Genomic DNA, 18,654 nt, shown 5'->3' on the forward strand with positions numbered 1-18,654 from the left:
CGTGGGGGTCAGGGAACCCCCGCTTAGCTGGTGTTTTGTCCGCCTGGTTGCGTGTTTTTACTTGATGCTGATGATGATATTGCGGCGAATATCGGAATAGGGCCCTAGGGCAAATACCGGTGCTCCCAAAAGCCGCGGGCGGCTTACCAGGTAAGGAGGCTGGCGCAGGTGCTCCCGGCACTGCGGGCACAAGACATGTCCGGGCGCGCGGCACCCCGCACACGCACGCGGAAAAATCAGTTCTCGCAGGCTCACTGCGCGCCACCGCCCCATCCCCCGAAAGGCCTTTGCGGCGGCGCCACCTAGAGCGCAACCGCCTTCTAATCGGACACGATAGGCGAAGAACGCCGACCCTGCAGGCCAGGCACCTCGCGCCAGTTCACCTCATCGACAACCGTGGCGGGAAGTTCCAACATGGCATGGGAATCCGTTATATAAAGCTTTGACGGCGAGGTCGCCACTGCGACTACCGGGGCGGTGATATTACCCGTCGGCATGGTAGAAGCCGAAGAACCATCCTGCTCGATGCGCCATACCGGCGACTGCCCAGAGGACGTACCCACGATGAGCGAGCCATCATTATTCCAATCCAGCGATAATGCCGATCCGGAAACCTCTGGACCCACCTCGCGGGCATTAACAATGCGCTTCTCGCCGCTGCTGGATTGGGCCACCGCGGCGATATAGACGTGTCCATCAATGATCATCGCCGCGCGTGCACCGCTATGGGAGAGGCGAATAACGGAGATTTCGCCTTCGATCTCGTCAATGCTGCGGGCATCGACCTCGGATTCCGAAATCCGCCCGGTAGTCTTGGAGCGCACGACGCGCACGATGCGGTCACCATCGACCACCGTCCAGGCTGCTTGCCCGTTGAATTCAAAGGTGGGCCGCGCCAACGTCTTGCCGTCGACCGAGTCCTGCATGACCGAGCCGATTTCGCCCATCTGCAGCTTGAAGTCACCACTAGACTTCCGGCTGACCGCCGCAATCATGCCGGATTCGGTGACATCGACTGACTGCACATTGCCGCTCGAGCCCAAGGCACCAGTGATCGGCTCGGCCACCCCACTATCGACTTCCAGCACGTTGCCCTCGTTCAAGGCGTACAGCGTGGACAGGGAATTGCTATTGATCTTGGGGTTATAGTCAGCAAAATCATCCACGCTGACTGTATCCATGCCTTCCACCAAGTTGCTGCCATCGGCCTTGACCTTAAAGGGGCCGATATGCCCGGCATCGGAAAGCGTCCAGACCAATTGCGCGGCAAAGCGGGTGCGGTCATTTTCATCCAGATCTGACAAGCCCTCGAACTGGTAGCCGTTTTCATTGTCGTAGCCAGCAAAGGTGACCTTTTCATCCGCTGCCCGGCGGGTAGCCGGGGCGATGCTGCTGGATGGGCCTTCCATCAAGAGGGTAATCAGCGTGGACTCGGATTCTTCGCTGCCTTTATAGAGCCACCGGCGATCCGGGACGAGGACGTCATCGGTTTGTTTATAAAAATAGAGCGATTGCGGGGTGTAATGATTGCGCAGCTCATTGCGCTCAATAACCAATCCTGCCGGCAGCCCGTTAATAAGCCACTGGTCATCCACCATTTTCATATCGATGGTAGCTTCGTAGCCTTCATTTTCCGGCACATACGCCCCACCGGATTTAAGCCGTCCAATGATGGTGCCCCGCACATTAAATGAGCGCACATCCTCCGCTGTGTTTTGTTTCTTATCGGGCGCGGTCACAATATCCAGGCTATCGACCACCATGACATCGCCCGAGGCATCCCACGCCCCGCGGGCGGTCTCCGTGAGGAATCCACGGGCCGCATCGTGATCATTGGTGGGAACGGCCGCAGCGCGGTAAAAATCGCGCAGGGTAAGGTCCGGGTCTGCTCCCACCTCTGGGGCAATGACTTCTTCCGGGCCATCGGGCTGATTGTGGTAGGTGCCTACGACCTGAGGGCTCGTATCGTGCGGCAAGGTTGAGCAACCGGTAACAAAGCACAGCACCGCCACCGCGCCCACTGCGGTGCTCCGCCGCCACAATCCGTTGCGTACGACCGAATTCATTTATATATCCCCCTTAAAATCTGGCGCCTTATAAGAGCGCCTCTCTGGCGACGCGGCCCCGCGATTGTGCTCGCGTTCTGAGGGCCACAGGATGCCGTCACCATCTGACTCGGCTGCGTCGGCGGAGTCATCGTCGATGCCAATTCCACGGCCCACCACTGAGCTATTGCTTGGCGATGCCCCACCAGCGGACACTCCGCCCTTATCTTCTGCTGCACCATCCTCCGTTGCATCAGCTTCCGCTTCCCCAGCTTCCTCGGTACTAATATCCGCGTTACTAGCATTCGCGGCGCCAGTTGCGCCGCTGGGGTCGGCGGTAGCAGGGGCATCGGAAAGCGCAGCGTGTCCAGAGTCTGAAGCTGTGCCTGGGGCACCTGGAATCTCGCGGGAGATGGGCTCATCACCAATCTCGGTATTCGGCTCGCGCGGGATGATGAGGCGGAAACGGGAACCATAGCCGAATACGCCAAAGGCATCGAGCGTGCCGCCATGCAGGGCTGCATCCTCGCGGGCGATGGCAAGGCCTAGCCCGGTGCCGCCGGAGTGGCGCTTGCGGGAAGAATCCGCGCGCCAGAAACGGTTGAATACTAGTTCTTCCTGCCCGGGTTTCAGGCCCACGCCGTGATCCGTAACAGCCACACCGACAGCCTTATCCGTGGTGGCAATATCGATCACCACGGGTTTGCCCTCGGAGTGGTCGATAGCATTGGCTAAAAGGTTGCGCAGGATACGCTCGATCCGGCGCGAATCGGCCTGGATGGTAATCCGCTCGTCCGGCATATTGCGAACGACCTCCACGTCGAGCTTTTGGGCCAGGTGCTCGACCTGGCGGTAGGCAGCATCCACGCAGGAGCGCAGGTCGATGGCCGTGGTGGATAGATCCGCCACGCCGGCATCGTGGCGGGAAATTTCTAGCAGATCCGCGAGCAGTTCCTCGAAGCGGTCCAGCTCCCTGGACATGAGCTTGGAGGCGCGCTGGGCGCCCGCGGGCAGACTATCGGCCTCGGATTCAATGAGGTCTGCGGCCATGCGCACGGTGGTAATGGGGGTGCGCAGCTCATGGGAGACATCGGACGTGAATTGCCGCTGCAAATCGCCGTATTCCTCCAGCTGCGCAATCTGGGAGGACAATTTATCCGCCATATTATTAAAGGAAGCGGCAAGGCGGCCCATCTCATCGTCCCGGTCCACGGCCATGCGCTCCTTAAGGTGGCCCGCGGCTAGGCGTTGGGCAATGCGGGACGCGGACTTAATCGGGGTAATGACCTGCTGGGTAGCCAACCAGGCAATGCCCACCAACAAGACCACGACCACCACGCCGGCAGCAGAGAGCAACCCGCGCATAAGCGCCATCGTGGATTCTTCCGACTCCATGGAAAGGGCCAGGTAGACCTGCAAATTCGGAATCTCTGCATCAGTGGGAGTGCCCACCATGAGCGCATTATAGTAATCGCCATTGCCGCGCGGGACAGGGTAATACTGCTGCGCAATCTGGTCCTGGCCCACCATCTGCCGCATTTGTTCCGGCACCGGGAAATCCTCCGGCGAGGTGGTGATGGATCCATCTTGGTTTTCCACCACGATGACGGGTTCATATACGGCCTGCGCATCGCCTTGTTGTGCAGAGAGCTGATCCAAGGAAGCGCGCGCGGAATTGATGCGCACCTGCACCGAGTTTGCCGAGCTGGTGGCATCGATTTGCTGCTCCACCGCCGTGCGGGCGCGCTCGAGTTCCTGCAGCGCCACGTCTTCTTTTTGGGATACTAACCGCTGGGTCAGCACGGAGACCAAGGCATAGGCCAAGATGATCATGACCACCGAGGAGGCGACCACAATCATGCCGATAACGCGCGCCTGCAATGAGGTGCGCAGCGTATCTACTATGGCGTCACGAATGCGCCGCACGCGGTCCAGAATTCTGATGTTTCCTTACTCCCCGGCACCGGCCTTGCCGGTCTTATACCCCACGCCGCGCACCGTCAGCACGATCTGCGGATCTTCCGGATCGTGCTCGATCTTGGCGCGCAGGCGCTGCACATGCACGTTAACCAAACGAGTATCGGAGGCATTGCGGTAGCCCCAGACGGATTCCAGCAGCGATTCGCGAGTATGCACTTGCCCCGGGTGGCGCGCCATTTCCAGCAGGAGATCGAACTCCAGCGGGGTCAGGTTTAATTCGGTGCCATCGGTACGGCGCACCGTGTGTTCCGGCACGTCGATGACCAGATCGGCAACCTCAAGGGTTTCCGGTTCCGCGGAGTCAGTGCGGCGCAGGCGCGCCCGAATGCGGGCGATGAGCTCTTTCGGCTTAAAGGGCTTGGTGATGTAGTCATCCGCGCCAGATTCAAGGCCTAAGACCACATCCACGGTATCGGTCTTGGCGGTAAGCATGACAATGGGCACCGCGGATTCGCGCCGGATGGTGCGGCAGATATCCACACCATTCATACCCGGCAGCATGAGGTCCAAAAGGATGAGATCCGGTTCGTGCTGGCGGAAGGCAGGAACGGCATCGTTGCCATCCATGACGGGGACGGGATTGAGTCCCTCAGATTCAAGGACAATGGTCAGCATTTCCGAGATCGCTGGATCATCATCCACAACCAAAATCGTTGGCGCCACGTTTTAATCTCCTACAAGGTCATCTATTGCTGCCGTAATAGTATCCGCATCGGCGGTGGCGATCCAGCGCCCGCCCCACCCGGACTCGACTAGGCGCCGGTAAGCGGCGGCGGTGCGCTCCTGCAATCCCCCATCGCGTTCATAGTGGTCGCGCTCGCGGGTGGAATCACTGGCGGCTCGGGACTGCGCTCTTGCCGATGCCACCTCCACCGCCGTATCCACATACACCTGCAGGTCTGCTTGTGGCAGGCCCAAGGTGCCAAATTCTAGGTCATAGACCCATTGGAAGAGGCTATCGTCGCGCAACCGGGCTGCGGAATAGGCAGCGTTGGAGGCTACATAGCGGTCTAAGATCACTACCTCGCGCGTTTGCTTCGCCGCCAGCAATTCCTCTTTTACCCCAAAGCGGTCGAGGGCGAAAAGCGTGGCCATACCGTAGGCCGAATCCGTAAGGTCGCCCATCTTTCCGTAGAGCGCCTCGCGCGCAAGTTGCGCGTGGATGGAGGTCTCATAACGCGGAAAGGAAACGGTTTTTACTGGGACTTGGAGGGCGTCCCGCACTGCGGTCGCAAGTGTATTTTTTCCGGCGCCGTCAATGCCTTCAATGCTTATAAGCATGGTGAGATATGCAGAATCCTTTCTGCTCCTAGGCGGCGCCAGCGGCACCGAGGGAGGTGGTTTTTAAGAAAGTGCCTCGATAAACGGTTCCACGTCGTAGTCTCCTTCGACGGTATCCAGGATCTCAAGGGCATTTTCGGTCAGGGTATCGTCAACGGTTCCCACCAAGTCCCTAATATAGGGGTAGTCTTCAACGGTTTCGCTGGCGCTGAACGGCGCGCCTGCCCAAATGGCGGCGATCGTGGCCGCAGCGTGGGCGTTGAGCTGTTCTTCCTCGGTTAAATCGTTCTTGCTGCGAGCCACCTCGCAGGCATCCTGTACTGCGCGGATTACCCCTTCTTCATCGAGGTTTGCCAATTCATCTAGAAAATCCACGTTGAGATCGGTGCTAAAAATCTCTTCGTCCCAGCTGCTCATTTCTCACTCCTTCGACGGGTTTAGCGCCATTTATACACGCTTTTGCGGCGCAGAAAAATCGGGCATGAAAAGGATTGCATTGAAAATCCACTTTCCCATTTGAGCTTTGTTCACATATCACGGATTCTAAAGGCTGTCGCGAAAATTCCAATGCATGATACTCTCGTTATCAACTTGTTACCCACCCTATGTAACTAAGAAAGGAGAGCACGATGAAGCCAGATTCACGTCGCGTGTACGTGTTCATCGTGCTCGGCCTTATCGCCGCCGTCGTCGTGGGAGTGGGCGTGTGGCGCATGAGCACGCCGAGCGCCCGTTACTCCAACGCCGCGAATGAGTCCCCTACCTCTAGCGTGGCACCAAAAAATACTTCCGCTGAAGAATCGACGACATCGTCGACACATAAGAAGCCTTCGCCGGAAAACTCCACCTCCGCAGAGTCTAATTCAGGCGCTGGTGAATCGGACCATCAGCGCCCGCAATCGACGGACCCATACTTGGCGCCCAATGCCGTCACGCATCCCCACGCGGCTACCCGCCCTACCAAGGTGTACCGCCCCGGAAATGTCTACTCTCCAGACGCTTCCGCTAATAACGCCCCGTCCGCCCAGGGGGGCCAGGCTCCGCAGAATGGTAACGGTGCCGGCACCATGCAGGCAGCGCCGGATAATCCCAGCAAGCCGGATAACTTAGCACCGTCTTCCCCGGCACCAAGCTCACCAGCTCCATCTTCTGCTCCAAGCGAGGGGAAGCCAGGTCAAAGTGATCAGGGTGGAGAGTCCGGAAAACCGGTAGAGCCAGCCGGATCCGATAACCCGGAGCCGCCATCAACGCAGGCCCCACAAAAGTCATATACCAACGGGAGCGCGCAGCGCACCCCGTCTGCTCGTAATGCCACCACAGAGGGACACGGTGCGGGAACGGGCGCGCCTTCTAGCGCACCGCAGGCGAAAAATAAATCCCACGCCGAGCCGGAAGCAACCGGGAAGCCTGCCACTACGCAACAGACGGGAAACCAAGAGCCCACGGATCTCCCTGCAACGGGAAGCTCTGCCGCGGGATCTTCCGCTGCGCGCTAAGTCCTCTATGCGGCTAGCGCAACTGGTACCAGGGAGTTAGCCTCGGCCCAAATGCCGCCAGCACCTAAAAGTGCCCCCTTGCTGGGATTTTCTAGCAAGGGGGCACAGTTATAAGGCCTATTAGACTCGGGCGACGAATAATTGCGCCGTGCAGCCCTCAGGACTTGACTCATGTACAGCGTGAGCTTGGGCGGTAACCACACCGTCGGAGGCCGGCAGCCATGCGGCTTGGCCCGGAGAAAGGATCAATTCCTCGCCCGCGGCATTGCGAAGGTTGAGGGAACCAGCGGTGCACAAGGCGATGGTGGGGCCGTCATAATCGAGGTCGACAGAAGAATCGGGCCCGAGCTCGGCGCGATCAAGCAGAAATTCATCGATGGGCACCGGATAGGACCAAGCCTCGGCACCATGGACGTTATCCTGGTTCCGCTTATCTTTTTGCTGCACCCGCGGCTCATTGGCGGCCGCATAGGTCAGGACCTTCACCAACTCCGGCACATCCACGAATTTCGGGGTCAATCCGCCGCGCAAGACGTTATCGGAATTGGCCATTATTTCTACGCCAAGTCCGGAGACATACGCGTGGAGCTGCCCAGCGTCGAGGTAGACGGCCTCGCCTGGGGCAAGCTCGATGTGGTTGAGCAAGAGCGCGCCAAGCACGCCAATATCGCCAGGGTAGCGATCATTAAGGTCCACCACCGTAGCCATGACCCGCGCTTTCCAATCCTTCGGGTCGGCGGAAATCAGGCGCTCGCCGGCGGCAACGATGGCCTTAATAAGCTCCTTGCGCTTGGCCGAAGGGATGGTAATCCACGTGGTGAAAAGCACCCGGAGGTTGGCGGATTCGGAGGATTCCGCGGGGTCATCGTCAAGCATGGCAAGATAACGCTCAAGCTCTGGGCACTCCAAGGCGGCAAAGAGCTCGCGGGTTTGTGCCAGGGGACGGAACCCGGCCATGGCATAGAAATCCGAGAGCGCCACGATAAGTTCCGGCTTGTGGTTATCGTCCTTGTAATTGCGATTTGCGGCCTGCAGGGCAATACCCGCCTCGTTTTCGCGGGAGAAGCCCTCTTCGGCCTGCTCCTTGGAGGGGTGGGCCTGCAAAGATAGCGGGTCTTCGGCGGCGAGAATCTTCAACAAAAACGGCAGTTTTTCGCCGTATTCTTTGTAGACTCGCGTACCCAACTGGCCTTCTGGATCCTCCGCAATCACCTCGTTGAGAAGCTGGCCATCCACCGTGGAAGGATCGCCTGGGTGGGCGCCAAACCAGAGTTCAGCTACCGGCTTTCCTGCGGCTTCTTCGCCCCGCAGCTCAGGGATGAGGGTGCGCGAGCCCCACGAATAGTTGCGGATTGCGCCTTCCAGTAATTGCATTTATTTCTATCCTTTAGAAATCTCGTAGGCGGTCGCGGCAAAACTCCGCGTAATAAGCTGCAGCGAGCGGGCAAGGTGCCCAAGGCCCGGTTCCGGGTCGGTGCTGCGGACTGCAAGCGAGTTGGGCAGGTTCGCCTCTTCCTGCCCCCAGAAAATCACTTTTAAGGGTATCAAAGGTGCCTCCGCGCCAGCACCGTCGATGAAGGGATCGTAGAAAAGGTCATCGGCAGGCGTGGACGCCGTGCTGGATTCGGTACCCCGATCGAGTGCGCCACTCAGGTCAGCGGGCTCGACGAAGGTCCCGGGCAGCCCGTGCACGGCCCAGATAGTCGCGGCCATGCGGGCGACCAGGGTATCGATGTGCACGCGCTCGCGACGCTCGGCATACGCATAGGGATCGATAACGCAAGAATGGATAATCCGCGCGCCCTCTGCGTATTCGCGCAGCTGCCGTCCCGGGTTGATGGCATCATCGCGCTCTGGAGAAAGCTGCTCGATTTCGCGGTCCACGGCGGCGGCGAGGTCCTCTAGCTCCTCGCGCACCGCGTGTGGGGAGGTATGCACGATGCTGCACAGCGCGTACAGGGCAGTGATAAACCGCGCCGGCGAGCAGCCCTCCGCGGTGGGAAGCGACGGGGCAATGAGGGTGTCTTCCGGGCAATCCTCTACCAGGGGGCCGCTTGCCGGGCCCACCAGAATGGTGGTGGCGCCGCGCTGGCTTGCCGCAATGAGCGCGCGGGAGGCCCAATCGCATTCTGCGGGCTCGCCTACCGCTACGACGATATCGAGCGCGCCCACGTACTGCGGCAGCGATTCCGTCACCACCAAGGGAATGCGCAGTGGTTCGGCCAAGCCGACTCCGAGGTGCGCTGCCTCGCGGGCGATGGCGTCGGTGGGCAATATGACCAGGGAGCGCGGGTTGAGCCCGTTTAAGATTTCACCCCAGCGCTCCACTTGTCCGGCGAGCAGACGAATCTGCGCGCCCTCGTGGGCGACATCAAAAAATCGCACCGTTTCGGTGTCATAGGCGGAACCATCAGTGAAACCGTTATCCATATCGCTCTAGCATAGTCTGGCTCCCACTAAGATGGTGCGGCATGACGTCAGTACAGATTCATCCCGTATCCCTTATCGGTGGCGGCCCCGGCGCGTGGGACCTGATTACGGTTCGCGGCATGCGCGCCTTACAGGAGGCCGAGGTCATCTTGACCGATCACCTAGGCCCTGCCCCGCAGTTGGATAAGCTCTGCGATATTTCCGCAAAGGAGCTTATCGATGTCTCCAAGCTGCCCTACAAAAAGTCGATCACCCAGGACAAGATCAACGAGCTGCTCATCGAGCACGCTCAAGCCGGGCAGAAGGTGGTGCGGCTCAAAGGCGGCGATCCTTTCGTGTTCGGCCGCGGCTTTGAAGAGGTACAGGCCCTAACCCAGGCATCTATCCCCACCACCGTGATCCCAGGGGTGACCTCCGCCATTTCCGTGCCCGCAGGTATTGGCATCCCTGTCACCCAGCGCGGCATGGTTCACGGCTTTACCGTTGTATCGGGCCACCTGCCTCCCGGGCACGAGAAGTCCCTCGTGGATTGGCACGCCCTGGCCCAGTCCGGCGCGACCTTATCCATCATCATGGGTGTGAAAAATGCCCCGGCGATTGCCAGGGCATTGCAAGACGGCGGGCTCGCTGGCTCGACACCGTGCGCGATTATCCAGGAGGGCACCCTGAACACGCAGCGGGAATTTCGCTGTGAACTAGCGCAACTTGCGCAGACGATGGAGGATCATAATGTCTCCTCCCCCGCCGTCTATGTCATTGGCGAGGTTGCCGGCCTCGACCCAGCCGGGGATTAGGCCTTATCCGCCTGCGGTGCGGAGTCCTCCACGATGCTCACGTCCTTGGAGGCACCGGCAGCGTTGTGCGCAAAGCCTGCGGCATGAAATTCCGCGTGTGCCTTGGTCTCGGCGTTCTCGGCTTCCAGCTCCCTTACGCGAGCAGCCCGGGTAGCCCGCGCGCCGTGGATGGTGGCGGAAATACCCACGACGAGAATCATGACCATGAGCAGCGGGGAGACGGAGCCCGGCACCGTCAGCCCGAAGTAGGTTTCTAGCCCGCCTAAGACCTTGCCGATATTCAGCGCCACGATAGCCGTACCCACGAGGCCACCGAGGACGACCGGCTCAATCCGGGAAATCACCCATGCCGCAATCGGCGCGGCAATGGAACCACCGATGAGCAGGGCCAACACGGCGGAGAGGTTGGCGACGATATCCTGCCACAATCCAACGACGAAACCGAGGGTGGCCCCCAGTGTGACTAGGAATTCGGCGGTATTTACCGTGCCGACGATGCGGCGAGGCTGCTCGCGGCCAATTGCCATAAGCGTCGAGGTAGACACCGGACCCCAGCCACCACCACCGGTGGAGTCGACGAATCCGCCGACGGAACCAAGGCCAATCAAAAATGGGGTGGAATGGCTGCGTTTTTGCACAAACTTCGCCCGGCGCGGGCGGGAAAAGCGCCAGATGAGGTTGCTGCCGATGGCTACCAAGATGAGCGCGGTAATGGGAGCAGCCGCATCGGTGGAGATATTGGAGAGCACAGTGGCGCCGATAAACGCCGCGATAGAACCCGGAACGCCCAGCCGGAAGACGGTCTTCCAATCCACATTGCCAAACCGAGCGTGGCTGAGGCCAGACATTGCAGTCGTCCCCAGTTCCGCGGTGTGAACTACGGCGGAGGCTTGGGCGGGTCCTAGGCCTGCTAGGAGGAGGATGGTGGTTGAAGTGACGCCGAAGCCCATGCCGATGCCGCCATCGACAAGCTGAGCGGCCGCACCGGCCACGGCGATTAAAATAAGGGTTAGCATGGAACACCGACCTCCTGGGCGATGTGATAGTGAGCAGCAACGATACCAGCTAGGTCGGTACCCAGAACGGGATCGACGGTGACATTGCTGGGGGTAGATGACAGTGGTTTAAGGAGCAGTCCTGCGGTAACAAACAGCGGGATAACCCGCATTCGCGCAGTGCTTCTTGCCAATGCATGAATGTCATTGCTGCCACCGCGGGTGGCAAATGCGGCCGTAGCGGGAACGCCGGTGATTCGGGATACCTGAGCCGCAAGTCGGCGGACGGAGTCATTGGCCGCAGCAGCAGAGGAACCAACGGAGTAGATGACGTGGTGGGTATCCCCAGACCTGGCGCGTGCCGCGAGCACCGCCGCCAATTCGGCTTCAGCGGCTTCCCGCCTGCCCACATCTGGTACGGCACGCCCTCCGCCCAAGCACTCACCTTGCACCAAGCGCAGGCCTGAAGCCTGTTCGGCCGCAGCGATAACCCGGGGAACGTCAACGCGCTGGTGGTAACCCTGCGTAAAGAGCAATGGAATGACTACGGCCGTATCCTCCCCGCAACGAGCGAGATCGACCGCAGCGGCGGTGAGATCGGGAGTATTGAACTCCAGGTGTGCCGCACGATAAGCAGGTCGGTCTGGAATCGCGGCGGCAGCGGCCTGGGTGAGCTGTTCAACGCCGGCGGCGGCGCCCGGGTGGCGCGAGCCGTGGGACAAGGTAATGAGTGCGGTCATGGTGCATCCTTAATCCACTGGAGCCGTGGAGTGTCCGCGGCGGGCTAGGGAGCGCTGCAGGGCCTCGGTGGAAGAGACTGCTGGGGCCGGTGCTACGGGGGCATCGTCTTGTCCGTGGAAGCGGACCGAAAATACGCGCAGGCATTCCTGGCAATTCCAGGCAAAGTCGTCTTCTTCATCCGGGAAGAGATCGGTGCCGGCGCAGTAGGGGCAAAAGGTGGGGTGATTGCGATTGGGGTTAGGCTTACGGCGAAAATTCACTGCAGATCTTCCTCCTCGGCGCGCAGTACCCAGTGGCGGAACTGCTCGCCTTCTTCGCGTTGTTCCTTATACTTATTGACCAGCCGTATGACGTAGTCTGGGACCTCATCGGCCACGACCTTGTGTCCGCGGAGCTTGCGGCCCCAGTCAGGGGAAAGGCCTAAGGCGCCACCCAAATGGACTTGGAAGCCCTCGACGCGGTTGCCATCGGCATCCGTGACGATCTGGCCCTTGAGCCCAATATCGGATACCTGGGAGCGCGCGCACGCATTCGGGCAGCCGTTTAATGCGATGGAAATGGGTACATCCAAATCCCCCAGGGTGTCTTCGAGGATGTCCACCAATTCGATGGCACGGGCCTTCGTGGTCACGTGCGCCAACTTGCAAAATTCCAGACCAGTGCAGGAAATGACGCCGCGGCGAAACTCCGTGGGCTGGGAATACAGGCCCGTTTCATCCAGCGCGCGCGAGAGCGCCGGAATATCGTCTTCCTCCACATCGAGGAAGAGCAATTCCTTCATCGGGGTGGTACGGATGCGCGAGATGCCGAACTTTTCTGCCACATCAGCAATGGCAATGAGCTGTTCGCCCGTTGCATGGCCCACGGTGGGTTTCACGCCAACGTAGAACTTGCCGTCCTTTTGCTTGTGCACACCTAGGTGATCGCGGCTGCCGGGATTGACCTCGAGCGGGATGCCATCGGCCAGCGGCTTGTCCAAGTACTCCTCCTCGAGCACTTGGCGGAACTTTTCGATGCCCCATTTAGCCACCAAGAACTTCAGGCGCGCGCGATTGCGGTTGCGGCGGAAGCCATAGTCGCGGAAGATGCTGACCACGCCGGCCCATACTTCCGGAACGCGCTCGAGTGGCACCCACGCGCCTAATGACTGCGAGAGCATGGGGTTGGTGGACAGTCCCCCGCCCACGAAGCAATCGAAGCCGGGCCCATATTCGGGGTGGTTGACGCCTACGAAGGCAACGTCTTGAATTTCGTGCGTAACGTCCTGGCGCGCATTGCCGGAAATAGCGGTTTTGAACTTGCGGGGAAGGTTATGGAACTCCTCGCGCGGTAAGTAATTATTCTTGATTTCCTCGATAGCTGGGGTGGCATCGATAATCTCATCTTCAGCCACTCCCGCGACCGGCGAGCCCAAAATGACGCGGGGCACATCGCCGCACCCCATCAAGGTGCCCAGGCCCACGGATTCGAGTTTGTCCCAGATGGTGGGTACGTCTTCGATCTGAATCCAGTGCAGCTGGATATTCTGCCGGTCTGTAAAGTCCGCGGTAGAGCGAGCATAATCGCGCGAGATTTCTCCCACCGCGCGCAGCTTGGCCGGATCAGCACGGCCGCCATCGAAGCGCACGCGCATCATGAAGTATTCATCTTGCAATTCTGCATTGGACAGCTTGGCGGTCATCTCCCCACCCAAGTTCTGATTGCGCTGCGTATACAGCCCCAACCACTTAAAGCGCGGCGCTAAATCCTCCGGTGGGATAGAGGAAAATCCCTGCTTGGAGTAGATGTCTATTACGCGCTGCTTGGCTGAGAGACCACCATCGTCCTGCTTGATGGCCTCATCGTTATTCAACGGTTCCTTACCGTCAATTTTCCACTGGCCCTCGGGCTTATTGGCGCGTGGCTTGCGTTTGGTCGTCGTTGCGGTAGCCATAATGTGGTGTAGACCTCCCTTTCAAAGCGTTGAAGGAAAACCTACCCGTCTACAGATCGCAGACAAAGCGGTCTGTTTTATTTTCACCCTCGCCAGCGCCGTGACCAGCGCATTAAAGGCATTTAATAAAGAATCTAATTATCCCACTTGTGCGCAAACAGACCATACGGTTCACTCTGTTAAGAGAAATTCCGTACTCACCTGCCGGAAATAGACCACTCAGTCTATTTGCGCATATCCGTTGAGGACTCCATTTCCTCCTCGCATCGCCGCGGGAGAATACGCACACTAGAAAGGCAGATTTACCGTGTCAGATAAACCCTTAAACGTAGCCGTCATTGGTGCCGGCCCCGCCGGCATTTACGCCTCCGACATTCTGGTGAAAAAGACCGGCGGAAACGTGCGCATCGATCTCATTGAGCAAATGCCCGCGCCCTTCGGTCTCATCCGCTACGGCGTGGCCCCTGACCACCCACGTATTAAAGGCATCATTAAATCCTTGCACCGCGTCTTAGATACGGAGCAGATTCGCCTGCTTACCAACGTGCACATCGGCCGCGATATCACCGTAGACGAGCTCCAGCAGCACTACGATGCCGTCGTCTTCGCCACCGGCGCAGTAGGCGATCGCCACCGCGATATCCCTGGTGCACAACTGCAGGGAGTGCACGGCGCCGGTGAGTTCGTGGGCTTTTATGACGGAAATCCGCGCTTTGAGCGCGAGTGGGATCTCTCCGCCAGCGAGGTCGCCGTCATCGGCGTGGGCAATGTGGGACTGGATGTCTCACGCATCTTGGCCAAGACGGGCGATGAACTCAAGGTGACCGAAATCGCCGATAATGTCTACGATTCGCTGGCACAAAATAAGGCAGAAACCGTACGCGTCTTCGGGCGCCGCGGGCCCGCCCAAGCCAAGTTCACCCCGCAAGAGCTCAAAGAGCTCGACCATTCGGAGAACATCAATGTGGTCGTCTCCCCGGAAGATATTGATTACGACGAGGCCTCGCTAGAGGCTCGCGCTTCCAGCAAGTCTACGGATTTGGTGTGCCAGGTTCTTGAGCAATATGCCATTCGCGATCCCAAACAGGCCCCGCATACGCTGCAGATCCACCTCTTCGAGCAGCCGGTGGAGATCCTCGGTGAGAACGGCCGAGTCAGCGGGATCAAAACGGAGCGCACAGAGCTGACCGGCGATGGCAGCGTGCGCGGGACGGGTAAATTCACCACGTGGCCAGTGCAAGCGGTCTACTTTGCCACGGGCTATCGCTCAGACGCCGTGGATGGCGTGCCATTTAATAGCGAGAAAAACGTTATCAACAATGACGGCGGCCACGTCATCGACGAAGAGGGCGCCATCGTGCCCGGCCTCTACACCACCGGCTGGGTAAAACGCGGGCCCGTGGGCCTGATTGGCAATACCAAGTCCGATGCCAGTGAAACCATTGGCATGCTGCTTGATGATGCCGCCGCGGGCACCCTACCGTCCCCCACCGCCGGCGATATCACCGAGGCCTTCGCAGATAAGGGCATCGACTACCTCACGTGGCAGGATTGGCAGCGCCTCGATGCCGCTGAGCGCGCTTTGGGCGAGCGCGAAGGCCGCGAGCGAAAGAAGTACGTGGAGTGGGAAGACATGGTCGCCCACTCCCGCGCGCAGTAATTCAGTAATTAGCGCCTGATGATGGCGAGGACCTCGTCTACGATCTGCTGCACCTCTTCGGAGGTCTTCGCCTCAACATTGAGTCGCAGCAGCGGCTCGGTATTGGAAGCGCGCACATTAAACCAAGCATCCGTGCCCTTGAGCTCGACCGTAACGCCATCTAGCTCATCGACGGATTCAATCTTATCCGCCAGCTCATCGAGTACCGCCTGGGTGGCGGCCTGTTGATCCGCCACGGTGGAGTTGATCTCCCCGGAGGCCTCATAGCGGGAGTACTCCGCCATGAGCTCACTAAGCGGCTTATCCGTCTGCCCCAGCGCGGCCAGAACGTGCATGGCGGCCAGCATGCCGGAATCGGCATTCCAGAATTCCTGGAAGTAGTAGTGCGCGGAGTGCTCGCCGCCAAAGGCCGCCCTGTGCTCGGCCATTTGAGCCTTGATGAAGGAGTGACCCACGCGCGTGCGCACTGCGGTACCGCCCTTTTCCGCGATGAGCTCCGGCACCGTCTTGGAGGCAATTAGGTTGTGGATGATGGTCGCGCCTGGAAATTTATCCAAGTAGCTGCTAGCCACCAGCGCACAGATGGCAGACGGCGATACCGGCTGGCCCTTTTCATCCACCACGAAGCAACGGTCTGCGTCGCCGTCAAAGGCAAGGCCGATATCGGCCTTTTGCTCTACGGTGAATTTCTGCAGATCCTCTAGGTTCTTGGGATCCAGCGGGTTCGCCTCATGGTTGGGGAAGGTGCCATCGAGCGCAAAGTAAAGATCGCGGACATCGAAGGGCAGGCCATCAAAGACGGCCGGGACGGTGTGCCCGCCCATGCCATTGGCGGCATCGACGGCCACGACCAGCGGCTTGGATTCTTCCAGCGGCACGAGGTGGCGCAGGAAGTCCGCGTATCCGGTCAGGATTTCTTGCTCGGCGATAGCACCATTGGGGCCGTCGTAGTTTGGGGTGCCATCGATAAGCATCTGCTTAATCTCTTCCAGCCCAGTCTGTTGTCCAACGGGGACGGCACCGGCGCGGCAGAGCTTGATGCCGTTGTACTTCGCCGGGTTGTGGGAGGCAGTAAACATCGCGCCCGCGCACTCCATAGAACCCGCGGCATAGTAGAGCTCATCGGTGGAGGTAAGCCCCAGAAGCGTCACGTGGAGGCCTTGGCTCACCACGCCCTCAGCAAAGGCTTGCGCCAGCGCGGGAGAAGACGGGCGCATATCGTGGCCTACGGCCACGGTGTTTTCGCCTTCTTCGCGCAGGATTGCGGCGAAAGCGGCGCCAGTATCGCGCACGAAGTCTTCATCGATATCTTCGCCCACCACGCCACGGACGTCATAGGCCTTAATCACTGCATCAAGATGCTCACGAGTTCGCATACCTCGCAATAATACTCCCCGCCTGCGGGCAACTAGCGCAGTGCTCCTTCCGTGTCTGCAGCTAGCTAGCGCGAGCTTTCTCAGGCGCTGTGCTCAGCGCCCTTGCTTTAATCAGACTCGGTGTCCATGTCCTGCTTCTCGGCAGAATTATCTTCGCTGTGCGCATCGGGAACGACGGACAGGTGAGCGCGGCGGGCCTTTTTGGCATAGGCCACGCGGCGAGTGCGAAATACCGGGTGATTAGAATTGGCAGGATCAGCGCCATCGAAGGTGGCGGTGTAATCGATGGGATCTGCCCCGGAGCCGGCGCTGCGGTCATCGACAAGCCCCGTTGTTACCCTGCCGTCTTCCTTGACCGCCTGGGCCAGTGCCATAAGGTCATCATCCTCGTCCAGCTCAATGCGGTCTACGCGCACCAGCTCCCACCCCACCGGCGCAGAGATGCGGTCGCGGTGGGTGCTGCACAGATCCCAGCTATGCGGGTTATCCTCTTCTGCCAGCGGACCAACCACTGCGGTTTGATCCGCATATGCATAGGTCAACGTCGCCACGGCGGGTCGGCCGCAGCCTGGGCGGGAGCAATGGCGAGATTCAGTCACGGACAATAGTCTAAACCCTTGGTTGAGATTTAGATAGTACTTCCCCGGCGTGGCTGCACTTATTGCGCCGCCACCGAGCTTTAGAATCAACGCCATGACCGCCGCTCGCCCCCGCCCGCATATTCGTCCCGCCCGCGACCGCCACGGGCGCGGCCTGCACGGGCCCTTGCTACCGCAGCAAACCCCGCGCTACCGCAGCGCCCGCGAGCTCTTCGATGCCGCCGTCCTCGAGGCCTACGCACCCATTCAGCACGCCTTCGCCCCGCAATTGCGCGGGCTCGACCTTGCGGTAGATACCATCCCGCGCATGCGACTTTCGGCGGATATGACGGTGCTGCCAGATGAGATCATTGCTGATGGCCCAGTGCCGCTCGGCCGCATCGTGCCCGCCGGTGTCGACCCTGCTGGCACCCCCACTCGCGCCCGGCTCGTTATCTTCCGCATGCCCATTGAGCAGCGTGCCGTCACCTCCGCCGAGCGCGCGGAACTCCTCGGCACGGTCATTACCGCCCTGGTGGCCAATTACTTAAACCTCGCCCCAGAGGAGGTAGACCCGCGCTATAGCTGGTAGGGACACCTTTTCGCACCACAAAGAAAACTCTAGCCCTTGACCGCACCACTCAGGGGGCGCAGCCAAGGGCTAGAGCACACAACTTAATTAACCAATCTCGCGCTTAAGGCGACGGCGTTCGCGGTCCGAAAGCCCGCCCCAAATTCCGAAGCGTTCATCGTGCTCCAGCGCGTATTCCAAGCATTCATCGCGCACCGCGCAGGCTTGGCAGATACGCTTTGCCTCACGGGTGGAACCTCCCTTTTCAGGGAAGAATGCCTCTGGATCCGTCTGCGCACACAACGCTTGATCCTGCCACTCCTGCTCGACGGCACCGAAGAGTTCATCGAGCGATACCTCTGCAGCAGCACCGCCACGGAGAATGGCGTTGTTATTAGCCATTTTGTCCACGCCTTTTCCTTTCTCCGAGGTTGGGTAATCCTAATCAGTGCAACCGACTGTACACGAGGCTGAAGTGCGGCTAAATCGCCGTCAATCCGCGAACCAATCCGTGAAAACAAGTGCGTCGGTCGCCGTTTCTTGCACTGATGTAATTTCACACCGGATCACTAAATATCGTCAACCTGAATTAGTGCCTTTTTCGCGCTTTATCGCAAAAACGCTGCACACGATCCCCATCCGTCACATTAGTAACACCCGGTGCCATCCGGGGGTGTAGGTAGGGGGTACTAGATATAGTGGTACCCGGTTTTTCTGTCAACAATTTTCAGGAACTTTCGGCGTGTCTCCCAAATCTCGACCGGGCAGGGATCA

General features: G+C 59.6%; 18 protein-coding genes. 4 read left to right on the forward strand and 14 right to left on the reverse strand.

The features are described from left to right. Positions 1-320: 320 nt before the first annotated feature. The 5 genes from lpqB to ABRP95_RS03730 all read right to left on the reverse strand — a co-directional run bounded on the left by lpqB (position 321) and on the right by ABRP95_RS03730 (position 5,723). Positions 321-2,066, reverse strand: coding sequence for an MtrAB system accessory lipoprotein LpqB (lpqB, locus tag ABRP95_RS03710; protein ID WP_284849897.1), 1,746 nt, complete (start codon positions 2,064-2,066; stop codon positions 321-323). Then, a complete protein-coding gene (mtrB, locus tag ABRP95_RS03715) occupies positions 2,067-3,905 on the reverse strand; it encodes an MtrAB system histidine kinase MtrB (protein WP_410758206.1) in 1,839 nt (612 codons plus the stop codon). A gap of 90 nt (positions 3,906-3,995) precedes the next feature. Then, positions 3,996-4,688: an MtrAB system response regulator MtrA gene (mtrA, locus tag ABRP95_RS03720; RefSeq protein ID WP_284770025.1), complete on the reverse strand. Its 693-nt coding sequence runs from the start codon at positions 4,686-4,688 to the stop codon at positions 3,996-3,998. A 3-nt stretch (positions 4,689-4,691) separates the two neighbouring features. Beyond that, complete coding sequence (locus ABRP95_RS03725; protein ID WP_284770026.1) at positions 4,692-5,306, reverse strand: dTMP kinase; 615 nt, start codon at positions 5,304-5,306, stop codon at positions 4,692-4,694. Between the two features lie 63 nt (positions 5,307-5,369). Then, positions 5,370-5,723, reverse strand: a complete 354-nt coding sequence (locus ABRP95_RS03730) for a DUF4259 domain-containing protein (protein ID WP_239269408.1) — start codon at positions 5,721-5,723, stop codon at positions 5,370-5,372. A gap of 212 nt (positions 5,724-5,935) precedes the next feature. Between ABRP95_RS03730 and ABRP95_RS03735 the strand changes: the two genes are divergently transcribed. After that, the gene (locus ABRP95_RS03735) at positions 5,936-6,802 is read left to right on the forward strand and encodes a hypothetical protein (RefSeq protein ID WP_284849896.1); all 867 of its coding nucleotides are present in this window, start codon (positions 5,936-5,938) and stop codon (positions 6,800-6,802) included. A 120-nt stretch (positions 6,803-6,922) separates the two neighbouring features. Here the strand turns inward: ABRP95_RS03735 and manA are convergent, their stop codons facing one another. Both manA and ABRP95_RS03745 read right to left on the reverse strand, forming a co-directional pair. After that, positions 6,923-8,176: a mannose-6-phosphate isomerase, class I gene (manA, locus tag ABRP95_RS03740; protein WP_284849895.1), complete on the reverse strand. Its 1,254-nt coding sequence runs from the start codon at positions 8,174-8,176 to the stop codon at positions 6,923-6,925. Between the two features lie 6 nt (positions 8,177-8,182). Further along, on the reverse strand, positions 8,183-9,232 hold the full coding sequence (locus ABRP95_RS03745; protein ID WP_284849894.1) for an exopolyphosphatase: 1,050 nt from the start codon (positions 9,230-9,232) through the stop codon (positions 8,183-8,185). A gap of 41 nt (positions 9,233-9,273) precedes the next feature. Here ABRP95_RS03745 and cobA point away from each other — a divergent pair, with 41 nt between their 5' ends. Beyond that, positions 9,274-10,026, forward strand: a complete 753-nt coding sequence (gene cobA, locus ABRP95_RS03750; protein ID WP_284849893.1) for a uroporphyrinogen-III C-methyltransferase — start codon at positions 9,274-9,276, stop codon at positions 10,024-10,026. Here cobA and ABRP95_RS03755 read toward each other — a convergent pair. From ABRP95_RS03755 to ABRP95_RS03770, 4 genes are read right to left on the reverse strand one after another with little or no spacing between them, the layout of a single operon-like run. Then, on the reverse strand, positions 10,023-11,042 hold the full coding sequence (locus tag ABRP95_RS03755) for a sulfite exporter TauE/SafE family protein (protein ID WP_284849892.1): 1,020 nt from the start codon (positions 11,040-11,042) through the stop codon (positions 10,023-10,025). The two genes, cobA and ABRP95_RS03755, sit on opposite strands and share 4 nt — an antisense overlap. Next, the gene (locus ABRP95_RS03760; protein WP_284849891.1) at positions 11,036-11,761 is read right to left on the reverse strand and encodes a sirohydrochlorin chelatase; all 726 of its coding nucleotides are present in this window, start codon (positions 11,759-11,761) and stop codon (positions 11,036-11,038) included. The genes ABRP95_RS03755 and ABRP95_RS03760 overlap by 7 nt, the downstream gene beginning before the upstream one ends. A gap of 9 nt (positions 11,762-11,770) precedes the next feature. Next, on the reverse strand, positions 11,771-12,022 hold the full coding sequence (locus ABRP95_RS03765) for a hypothetical protein (RefSeq protein ID WP_005277497.1): 252 nt from the start codon (positions 12,020-12,022) through the stop codon (positions 11,771-11,773). Beyond that, positions 12,019-13,695 (reverse strand): nitrite/sulfite reductase, encoded by a 1,677-nt coding sequence (locus ABRP95_RS03770; protein ID WP_284770033.1) that lies wholly within the window; start codon positions 13,693-13,695, stop codon positions 12,019-12,021. The genes ABRP95_RS03765 and ABRP95_RS03770 overlap by 4 nt, the downstream gene beginning before the upstream one ends. Before the next feature lie 307 nt (positions 13,696-14,002). On the opposite strand from ABRP95_RS03770, the gene ABRP95_RS03775 reads away from it, so the two are divergent. Next, positions 14,003-15,355 (forward strand): FAD-dependent oxidoreductase, encoded by a 1,353-nt coding sequence (locus ABRP95_RS03775; RefSeq protein WP_284785063.1) that lies wholly within the window; start codon positions 14,003-14,005, stop codon positions 15,353-15,355. Positions 15,356-15,363: 8 nt separating this feature from the next. On the opposite strand, the gene ABRP95_RS03780 is transcribed toward ABRP95_RS03775, so the two are convergent. Together ABRP95_RS03780 and ABRP95_RS03785 are read right to left on the reverse strand one after the other, a co-directional pair. After that, positions 15,364-16,731 (reverse strand): phosphomannomutase/phosphoglucomutase, encoded by a 1,368-nt coding sequence (locus ABRP95_RS03780; protein ID WP_349838970.1) that lies wholly within the window; start codon positions 16,729-16,731, stop codon positions 15,364-15,366. Positions 16,732-16,838: 107 nt separating this feature from the next. Next, complete coding sequence (locus ABRP95_RS03785; protein ID WP_410758107.1) at positions 16,839-17,330, reverse strand: DUF3499 domain-containing protein; 492 nt, start codon at positions 17,328-17,330, stop codon at positions 16,839-16,841. Between the two features lie 94 nt (positions 17,331-17,424). On the opposite strand from ABRP95_RS03785, the gene ABRP95_RS03790 reads away from it, so the two are divergent. Next, positions 17,425-17,901 carry a metallopeptidase family protein gene (locus ABRP95_RS03790; protein WP_284785068.1) on the forward strand — a complete coding sequence of 159 codons (477 nt, stop codon included), beginning with the start codon at positions 17,425-17,427 and terminating at the stop codon, positions 17,899-17,901. An 87-nt stretch (positions 17,902-17,988) separates the two neighbouring features. On the opposite strand, the gene ABRP95_RS03795 is transcribed toward ABRP95_RS03790, so the two are convergent. Further along, positions 17,989-18,282 (reverse strand): WhiB family transcriptional regulator, encoded by a 294-nt coding sequence (locus ABRP95_RS03795; RefSeq protein ID WP_005277485.1) that lies wholly within the window; start codon positions 18,280-18,282, stop codon positions 17,989-17,991. Between the last annotated feature and the right edge of the window lie 372 nt (positions 18,283-18,654).

The organism is Corynebacterium sp. KPL2895, from assembly GCF_040225815.1.
In the GTDB taxonomy this organism is placed as follows: Bacteria; Actinomycetota; Actinomycetes; order Mycobacteriales; family Mycobacteriaceae; genus Corynebacterium; species Corynebacterium rhinophilum.